General features: G+C 60.3%; 8 protein-coding genes. 2 read left to right on the top strand and 6 right to left on the bottom strand.

All coding sequences use genetic code 11. The features are described 5' to 3' along the window. From PDO_RS05385 to ccmA, 5 genes are all read right to left on the bottom strand, one after another. On the bottom strand, positions 1-497 hold a 497-nt coding region (locus PDO_RS05385), incomplete at its 3' end, for a DsbE family thiol:disulfide interchange protein (protein ID WP_007598881.1). Beyond that, positions 494-667, bottom strand: a complete 174-nt coding sequence (gene ccmD, locus PDO_RS05390) for a heme exporter protein CcmD (RefSeq protein WP_007598883.1) — start codon at positions 665-667, stop codon at positions 494-496. The genes ccmD and PDO_RS05385, both read right to left, overlap by 4 nt. Continuing rightward, the gene (locus PDO_RS05395) at positions 664-1,431 is read right to left on the bottom strand and encodes a heme ABC transporter permease (RefSeq protein ID WP_007598885.1); all 768 of its coding nucleotides are present in this window, start codon (positions 1,429-1,431) and stop codon (positions 664-666) included. The genes ccmD and PDO_RS05395 overlap by 4 nt, the downstream gene beginning before the upstream one ends. 61 nt (positions 1,432-1,492) lie before the next feature. Next, the gene (gene ccmB, locus PDO_RS05400; protein WP_007598888.1) at positions 1,493-2,152 is read right to left on the bottom strand and encodes a heme exporter protein CcmB; all 660 of its coding nucleotides are present in this window, start codon (positions 2,150-2,152) and stop codon (positions 1,493-1,495) included. Further along, the gene (gene ccmA / locus PDO_RS05405; RefSeq protein ID WP_007598890.1) at positions 2,149-2,796 is read right to left on the bottom strand and encodes a heme ABC exporter ATP-binding protein CcmA; all 648 of its coding nucleotides are present in this window, start codon (positions 2,794-2,796) and stop codon (positions 2,149-2,151) included. Before ccmA ends, ccmB begins: the two co-directional genes overlap by 4 nt. A gap of 276 nt (positions 2,797-3,072) precedes the next feature. Between ccmA and acnA the strand changes: the two genes are divergently transcribed. Beyond that, positions 3,073-5,766 (top strand): aconitate hydratase AcnA, encoded by a 2,694-nt coding sequence (gene acnA, locus PDO_RS05410; protein ID WP_007598891.1) that lies wholly within the window; start codon positions 3,073-3,075, stop codon positions 5,764-5,766. Positions 5,767-6,033: 267 nt separating this feature from the next. Further along, positions 6,034-6,732 (top strand): DUF1223 domain-containing protein, encoded by a 699-nt coding sequence (locus PDO_RS05415; RefSeq protein WP_141649824.1) that lies wholly within the window; start codon positions 6,034-6,036, stop codon positions 6,730-6,732. Between the two features lie 309 nt (positions 6,733-7,041). Here PDO_RS05415 and PDO_RS05420 read toward each other — a convergent pair. Next, a partial coding sequence (locus PDO_RS05420; protein WP_007598894.1) for a TonB-dependent siderophore receptor occupies positions 7,042-9,013 on the bottom strand: 1,972 nt, incomplete at its 5' end.

The following is a 9,013-nucleotide window of genomic DNA, read 5'->3' on the forward strand; positions in this document are numbered from 1 at the left end:
ACAAGGTAGCTTTCCGGAATGCCGTAGACGCCCCAATCGATCGCCGCCTTGCCGTTCGGATCGATGCCGATGGCCTGGAAAGGGTTGCCGAGTTCTCCGAGGAACCGCAGCGCATTGTCGTTGCGGTCCTTGTAGTTGATGCCGACCAGGGTGATGCGCGGGTCCCTGGACAGTTCCAGCAGCATCGGGTGCTCCTCGCGGCATGGCACGCACCAGGAGGCAAACACGTTGACCAAGGTCAGCTTGCCGGCCATGACGGCTGTGGTCAAGGCAGGTCGCTCGGAACCTTCGAGCGCGGTCAGCGCCAGTGCTGGCGCTTTGGTGCCGATCAGTGCCGAGGGAATGACGGAAATATCGCGGCCGTTGACGTCCTGTTCGTACAGCATCTTGGCCGCCGTGCCGGCAATCACGGCAAAGAAAGCCAGTGGCAGCAGCGCGAAAACATAACGCCCGAAACCCTTGCGGGCCTTCATTGGTTCGGAGGGCTGCGTGTTCATGCCCCCTCACCCGGCTTGACGGCTGCGGAGCGGCGGCGAATGCCGGAAGCCTCAAGCGCCTTCAGCTCGCCCTGCCGTGCCCGGCCATCGAACCATACCCAGCCGATGAGCACAAGACAGATCAGCGCCGTCAGGAGATAGGAACCATAGATATAGAAGGCATGGCTCATGCAGCGTGCTCCCGGCTGGCCTGGCGGGCGGCCATGCGGCGCTGGGCGCTGACACGGCGCCGCCAGATCTCGTTGCGCATCGCGGCAAAATGCAGGGTGAAGAACAGCATGGTGAAGGCGACGGCCATGACGAGCAAAGGCCAGAGGAATTCCGGATCCACCGTCGGCCCATCCAGCCTGATGACGCTTGCCGGCTGGTGCAGCGTGTTCCACCACTCGACCGAGAACTTGATGATCGGGATATTGACGAAGCCGACCAGGATCAGCACCGAACTCAGGCGCGTCGCCTTGGACGGCTCGTCCATCGCGCGGTTCAGCGCAATCAGGCCGAGATACATCAGGAACAGCACGAAGACCGAGGTCAGCCGCGCATCCCAGACCCACCACGTGCCCCACATCGGCTTGCCCCAGAGGGAACCGGTGATCAGCGCGATCAGCGTGAAGGCAGCACCAAGCGGGGCTGCGGCCTTGTGGCTGACATCGGCCAGCGGATGGCGCCAGACCAGCGTGCCGATCGCCGACAGTGCCATCACCGAATAACACATCATCGACAGCCAGGCGGCCGGCACATGCACATACATGATGCGCACCGTGTCGCCCTGCTGGTAGTCGCCCTCGGTGGTGAAACTCATATAGAGGCCGACGACAAACAACAGCACCGTGATGCCGGAAAGCCACGGCAGAACACGCGCCGTCAGCGCGAGAAAACGTGTCGGATTGGCGAGATCGCCGATTTTCGAAATGGCAAGGCTGGTATCGCTCATGAGACTGCTTCTAACCTGTCATCCCTGTTGCTGCAATTGATCCTGGTCAATCCGGGCATAGTCAGTCCGCCGCATTGCGCAGCGCCAGCGCTGCCGCCAGCGGACCGATGACCGCAAAGAAGAGCATGATCGCGACCAGAAACAGGAAGGGTGGCATAAATGGGGCCGGATCCTCGACCGCGGCATAGGAGGCGCTGACACCGAAGATCAGCACCGGGATCGCCAGCGGCAGGACCAGGATCGAGACCAGCAAGCCGCCACGCGGCAGCGCGACCGCGACCGCAGCACCGGCCGCACCGATGAAGGTGATCGCCGGAGACCCGACCAGCAGCGTCAGCATCACCGCCCCGATCGCCACCTCGCTCATGTTCATGAACAAGCCGAGCAAAGGCGAGGCAATCACCAGCGGCAGGCCGGTCGCCACCCAATGGGCAAGGCATTTGACGAACACGGTTAGCACCAACGGCGTCTCCTGCATCAAGAGGACATCGAGCGCGCCGTCGTCACGTTCGGCCTGAAACAGCCGGTCGAGCCCGAGCAGCGCCGACAGAAGTGCGCCGATCCAGACGATTGCCGGTCCAATCCGCGCCAGAAGGTTGAGATCGGGTCCGACGCCGAAGGGGATGACGGCGACGACCGTCATGAAAAACAACACGCCGATCAGCGCGCCACCACCGGCACGCACGGAAAGCTTCAGGTCACGCAGGAAAAGCGCGATCATTGCACGCGCTCCATCTCGGCATGCTCGAAACCGAGCATCTCCAGTTGCTGCGCACCTTCCAGACCGAGCGGCTGGTGCGTGGCGGCGAGCACGATGCCACCGGTTGCGCGATGCCGGCGCACCAGGCCCTCGAACATCGCATCGGCACGCGAATCAAGCGCGGCCGTCGGCTCGTCGAGGATCCAGATCGGACGGTAGGCGACAAGCAGTCGCGCCATCGCGAATCGCCGCTGCTGACCTGCCGAAAGATAGCCATAGGGAAGATGCGTGATGTCTTCGAGACCGACGGCCCGGGCCGCATCCTCGACCGACATGCTCTCGCCGCCGCCGACATCACCGAGATAGCGGCGCCAGAAACCGAGGTTTTCATCCACCGTCAGCTCCCGCTTCATGCCATTGCGATGTCCGAGATAATGGCTGAATTCACCCGCCGGACGAACCTCGCCGTCGGCCGAAATCAGGCATTCCGCCTGGCCTGTCTCGGGCCGCAGAAGCCCTGCAACGACACGCAAAAGCGTGGATTTTCCCGACCCGTTGCGGCCGGTGAGAACCAGCGCCTCGCCCGGACCCAAGTCAAAGGAAATGTTTACGAAAATGAATTCCTCGCCGCGTCGCGCACTCAGGTTTTCTACCGTCAGGCGCATGGCCGACCCTTCATTAAGATTTTAATCATCGCGTTGCAAAAATTTGTCAAAATTCGCCATTGGTCGGTCTGGAACCTTTCTTAGAAACTATCTATAAGACCTGCAAGCACGCCAGCGGTCGGCGTGAACTTCATCCTTGTGCCGAACATGAACGTTGCGACAGCAATATTTCACGGGCGGACAGCGGAAATGGCCGTACCCGCATCCTGATGTGCATGAAGTGCATAGGCGTCCGCACGATTGTGTTGGCTATCAGTATCAGCGGGGTTTCTATCCGTGGCTAAATCTCTCGACAGTTTCAACTGCCGTTCGGTCTTGACCGTTAACGGCAAAGACTACGTCTATTACAGCATCCCGAAGGCCGAGGCGAACGGCCTCGCCGGCGTATCGAAGCTGCCCTATTCCATGAAGGTCCTGCTGGAAAACCTCCTGCGCAATGAAGACGGCCGTTCCGTCTACAAGAAGGACATCGAGGCCGTCGCCGCCTGGCTCGTCGACAAAGGCACGGCCGAAAATGAAATCGCCTACCGCCCGGCCCGCGTCCTGATGCAGGACTTCACCGGCGTTCCGGCCGTCGTCGACTTGGCCGCCATGCGCGACGCCATGGTCAACCTCGGCGGCGATCCGGAAAAGATCAACCCGCTGGTTCCCGTCGACCTGGTCATCGACCACTCGGTCATCGTTGACGAATTCGGCACGCCGACGGCCTTTGCCCGCAACGTTGAGCTCGAATACGAGCGCAATGGCGAGCGTTACCGCTTCCTGAAATGGGGCCAGCAGGCGTTCAAGAACTTCCGCGTCGTTCCTCCAGGCACCGGCATCTGTCACCAGGTCAACCTCGAATATCTCGGCCAGACCGTCTGGACGAAGGACGAGGATGGCGAAACGACCGCCTATCCCGACACCTGCGTCGGCACGGACAGCCACACCACCATGATCAACGGTCTCGGCGTTCTCGGCTGGGGCGTTGGTGGTATCGAAGCTGAAGCCGCCATGCTCGGCCAGCCTGTCTCCATGCTGCTGCCGGAAGTCATCGGCTTCAAGCTGACCGGCAAGGTCAAGGAAGGCGTGACTGCAACCGACCTCGTGCTGACCGTCGTGCAGATGCTGCGCAAGAAGGGCGTTGTCTCGAAGTTCGTCGAATTCTTCGGCCCGGGCCTCGATTCGATGTCGCTCGCCGACCGGGCAACCATCGGCAACATGGGCCCGGAATATGGCGCGACCTGCGGCTTCTTCCCGGTTGATGGCGAAACCATCAACTACCTGACCATGTCCGGCCGCACCAAGGACCGTATCGCACTGGTGGAAGCCTATTCCAAGGTTCAGGGCATGTGGCGTGATGGCGACGGTTCTGAACTGGTCTTCACCGACACGCTCGAACTCGACCTCGGCGACGTCGTGCCGTCCATGGCCGGCCCGAAGCGTCCGGAAGGCCGCCTGCCACTCGAAACCATCGCACCGAACTTTGCGACGGCCCTGGAAACCGACTACAAGAAGCCGGGCCAGCTGACCAATCGCTACGCGGTCGAAGGCACCGACTATGACATTGGTCATGGCGACGTGGCGATTGCCGCGATCACGTCCTGCACCAACACCTCGAACCCGAGCGTGCTGATTGCGGCCGGCCTGCTGGCCCGCAACGCCGTTGCCAAGGGCCTGAAGACCAAGCCCTGGGTGAAGACCTCGCTGGCACCGGGATCGCAGGTTGTTGGCGAATATCTCGCCAAGTCCGGCCTGCAGACGTCTCTCGACGCACTCGGCTTCAACCTCGTCGGTTTCGGCTGCACGACCTGCATCGGCAATTCCGGCCCGTTGCCGGCGCCAATCTCGAAGACGATCAACGACAAGGGCCTGATCACGGCCGGCGTGCTGTCGGGCAATCGCAACTTCGAAGGCCGCATCTCGCCGGACGTCCAGGCCAACTACCTGGCCTCGCCGCCGCTCGTCGTGGCTTACGCGCTCTCTGGCACGGTCCAGAAGGACCTGACCACGGAACCGCTCGGCGAAGACCAGAACGGCAACCCGGTGTTCCTCAAGGATATCTGGCCGACCTCGCACGAGATCCAGGAATTCATCCTGAAATACGTCACCCGCGAACTTTACGAATCGAAGTATGCCGACGTGTTCAAGGGCGACGCCAACTGGCAGGCCGTTCAGGTTCCTGCCGGCCAGACCTATGCCTGGGACGACAAGTCGACCTATGTTCAGAACCCGCCCTACTTCGTCGGCATGGGCAAGACCGGCACCGGACTGAAGAACATCAAGGGCGCCCGCGTCCTCGGTCTCTTCGGCGACAAGATCACCACCGACCACATTTCGCCGGCCGGTTCGATCAAGGCGGCTTCGCCTGCCGGTGCCTACCTCACCGAAAACGGTGTGGCTGTGGCTGACTTCAACCAGTACGGCACGCGTCGCGGCAATCATGAAGTGATGATGCGCGGCACGTTCGCCAACATCCGCATCCGCAACCACATGCTCGGCCCGAACGGCAAGGAAGGTGGCTACACCATCCATTATCCGTCCAAGGAAGAGATGTCGATCTATGACGCGGCCATGCAGTACAAGGCTGAAGGCACGCCGCTTGTCATCTTCGCCGGCGTCGAATACGGCAACGGTTCGTCGCGCGACTGGGCTGCCAAGGGCACCAACCTGCTCGGCGTTCGCGCCGTGATCGCCCAGTCGTTTGAGCGTATCCACCGCTCGAACCTGGTCGGCATGGGCATCGTGCCCTTCTGCTTCGAGGAAGGCACGACCTGGGCAAGCCTCAACCTCAAGGGTGACGAGATCGTCGAGATCGACGGCCTGGAAGGCGATATCAAGCCACGTGAAAAGAAGATCGCCAAGATCACCTACAGCGACGGCACGGTGAAGGAACTTCCGATCCTCTGCCGCATCGATACGCTGGATGAAGTGACCTACATGAACAACGGCGGCATTCTGCAGACCGTTCTTCGCGACCTGGCTGCCTGATTGCGTCCTGTCTCGAATTAAATGAGCCGCCGGCCCCTCGCCGGCGGCTTTTTATTGGGGTCTTCATGCCAGAAATGAACGATGACGTAAATTTCACCCCATCGTGACTTTGCTGTCGGCGATGGAGGGGCTATCTCTGCACAACCGCAAAGCAAGGCTACGTCACGGACTATGCGACTGGACACTGCATCAAAGAACAGCAAAAGCGCGCTAGGGCATCTGGCCGCGAATTGTGCGATCTTGTTCTGCCTGGCAGCTCCGTCCGTCATGGCTGAACAGATCATCAAGCCGAAGGGTGTGGTTGAGCTGTTCACCTCGCAGGGCTGCCGCTCCTGTCCACCCGCAGATAGGGCTTTCGAGCAACTCGTGCGCCAGGGTGACGTCGTCGCGCTCGCGTATCATGTCGACTACTGGAACTATCTCGGCTGGGCCGACACGCTGGCCTCGTCCGAAAATACCGAACGGCAATATGGCTACGCCAAGTCCTTTGGCCGCAGCGGCGTCTACACGCCCCAGGCCGTACTCAATGGCCGCGACCATCTGAAGGGCACCGACGCGGTCGAAATCAATCGCCGGATCGACAGCATGAACGGCAAGGGTCAGGGGTTGGTCGTCCCGATCGACACCCGCCGCACCGGCGACGAACTGACCATCTCGATCGGTGCCGGCACGGTCGCCGGCATTGGCAAGGCCGACGTCGTGGTCGTCTACTTCCGTGAAAACCAGACCGTGGAAGTGCTCAAAGGCGAAAATACCGGCCAGAAGCTGAACTACTGGCACAGCGTGACGGATGTACAGACCGTCGGCATGTGGGACGGCAAGCCGCTCGACATCGTGCTGCCGGCAAAGGTCATCGGCTCCGACAAGAGCGACGGCTGTGCCGTACTGCTGCAGGCCACAAGCCAAGACGGCCAGCCCTCGCGGATCATCGGCGCCACCGTGATGATCGAAAAGCACAAGATCTAATCAAATCTAGGGATGAAAACCTGGTGTGGTCCGGCCCGGAAGCATTGGGGGGCTGGGGGTAAGGGGTCAATGCGCCAGACCGGACCTTTTTGGCGCCAGGCGCCAACCAAGTTGATTGGTTATGTTTCATCGCAAATCTGGGCACTGTTTTGTTCAAAATGCGGCAGATGCGATTTTCTCTGTCGCAGGTAAATTCGGTAGTGACGGAGGACACCGACAAAATCACCTCATGGCCGATGCAAACAAAAGGCCGCCAGCGTTTCCGCCGGCGGCCTCTTTCGGTGTACGGATTGATGTATAGCCCAGTGTTTACCAGATCTTGCTGAGTTTGAGCGTGATCGTGCGGCTTTCGCCGTAGCCGCAGCCCAGTACGCCCTGGCACCCCGAAACGTATTCCTTGTCAAAAATGTTGTTTACGTTCAGGGAGACGCCCCAGTCGTTCTTCTCGTAGCGGATGGCAGCATCGGCGAGCAGGACGTCAGAGACTTTCAGGGTATTTGCCATGTCGGCCCAGGTTTCACCCTGGTAGCGCAGGCCACCACCGACGCTGAGACCCTCGAACGTGCCCGTGGGAACAGTGTAGTCGAGCCATAGCGATGCTTGCGCTTCCGGCGACATGTAGGGCTCGTTGCCGATCAGCGTTGCATCGGCATGATTGAGGATCTCCATCTGCTGATAGCTGAAGCTTGCAATGGCCTTCCAGGTGTCCGTGATGTCCGCCTTCGCCTCAAGCTCAACCCCGGTTGAGCTCACTTCGCCAACCTGGACAGATGTGAAAGTGCCAGGCAGGTTGACTGTCCAGTTCTCCTTGTTGATGTGGAACACCGATGCGGTGATCATGCCGGGGAACTGGGTTGGCTCGTACTTGAAGCCACCTTCTATCTGATAGCCTTCCTCGGGCAGCAGCGGATCGCCCAGCGTAATGCCGATCACCGGATTGAAGAACGTGCCGACGCTGGCATAAGGCGTGAAGCCATTGGCGAATTCGTAGGCGAGGCCGGCACGGCCGCTGGCGGCCCGATCGCTGGATTCATAGCTTGACGAAAAAGCACGGTCGTCGAGATCGGTCTTCACAAAGTCATAGCGGCCGTTCAGCGTCGCAATCCAGCCGTCACCGAATCGGATCTGGTCCTGGGCGTAGAGACCAACCTGTTGCAATCTCAGCGTCTGGTTAGCACCGGGTGAGCCATAGACTGCACCGGTGCCATAGACGGGGTTGTTCGCACTGATCGGCGAAACAGTTGGGTAGTACTGTAACGTATCCAGTCGGTAATGCTTGTAGTCGAGGCCCAGCAAAAGGTCGTGGTTCAGGCCTGCCGTGTCGAACTGGCCGCTCAGATGGTTGTCGATCGCAAAGCTGTCGACGCTGGTATCGTGGTCGAAACCGATACGGTGCAACTGGTAGTCAGCTGTCTGCGGCGTTGCCGAGCTTTCCCATGACGGAAGGCTGGGATCCTGGTATCCGTAGGGATAAGGCGAGTTTTCCCGACGATTCACATGGCCATATCGAGCATTCTGGGAGACTGCCCAGCCGCTGTCGAACTCATGCTCGAACTCGTAGCCGACCATCGTCTGCTTGATGTAACTGAAGTCGGTAGATGGTTCGCCGTAGTCTGCATCGGGGGAAATGCGGCCGAATCCCGCGTCAACAACCGTACCGACGTATGGCAGGAAGCCATTCGAGCCAGTCTGCTGGTCGAGATAGGAATAGTAGGCATAGACATTGAGCTTGGTCGCCTCGTCCGGGCTCCAGGTGATCTGCGGGTTGACCACGCCGCGGAATTCGTCACCGGTCTCGGTATTGCCGCCGTCGATCTTGCCCAGGAGGCGGGTTGAGACGCCCTGCTCTTCGAATACACGATTGACGTCGAAATTGAAGAAGGCCGTTCCGTGATTGTTGATTCCGGTTTCCGTATAGGTCCGGTTTTCGTCCAGCGGCCGCTTGCTGATCATATTGACGATGCCGCCCGGATTGGCGCCACCATAGAGCACCGAGGCAGGCCCCTTCAGCACTTCGACGCGCTCCAGGAAGAACGGATCCATCTGGAAGCCACCGAAACCATAGCTCCACAGGTTGAGACCGTCGAGAAACAGGCCGGTTTGTGTCGCGTCGAAGCCGCGGATATAGATCCAGTCGGTGTCGCCGTCTGCACCGAAAGGCTGCGCCATCACACCCGAGGTATAGCGCAGGACCTCGTCGACCTTATTGGTGACGCCACGGTCCTCAATCTCCTCGCGGCCGACGACCGACACGGATTGCGGGATCTCGCTGATCGGGGTC

It is taken from the genome of Rhizobium sp. PDO1-076 (genome assembly GCF_000247475.1).
In the GTDB taxonomy this organism is placed as follows: Bacteria; Pseudomonadota; Alphaproteobacteria; order Rhizobiales; family Rhizobiaceae; genus Allorhizobium.

Excerpts from the sequence above, each read along its gene's own strand:
- ccmD (WP_007598883.1), bottom strand. The coding sequence starts at position 667 with ATGAGCCATGCCTTCTATATCTATGGTTCCTATCTCCTGACGGCGCTG.
- ccmB (WP_007598888.1), bottom strand. The coding sequence starts at position 2,152 with ATGATCGCGCTTTTCCTGCGTGACCTGAAGCTTTCCGTGCGTGCCGGT.
- PDO_RS05395 (WP_007598885.1), bottom strand. The coding sequence starts at position 1,431 with ATGAGCGATACCAGCCTTGCCATTTCGAAAATCGGCGATCTCGCCAAT.
- PDO_RS05415 (WP_141649824.1), top strand. The coding sequence starts at position 6,034 with ATGGCTGAACAGATCATCAAGCCGAAGGGTGTGGTTGAGCTGTTCACC.
- ccmA (WP_007598890.1), bottom strand. The coding sequence starts at position 2,796 with ATGCGCCTGACGGTAGAAAACCTGAGTGCGCGACGCGGCGAGGAATTC.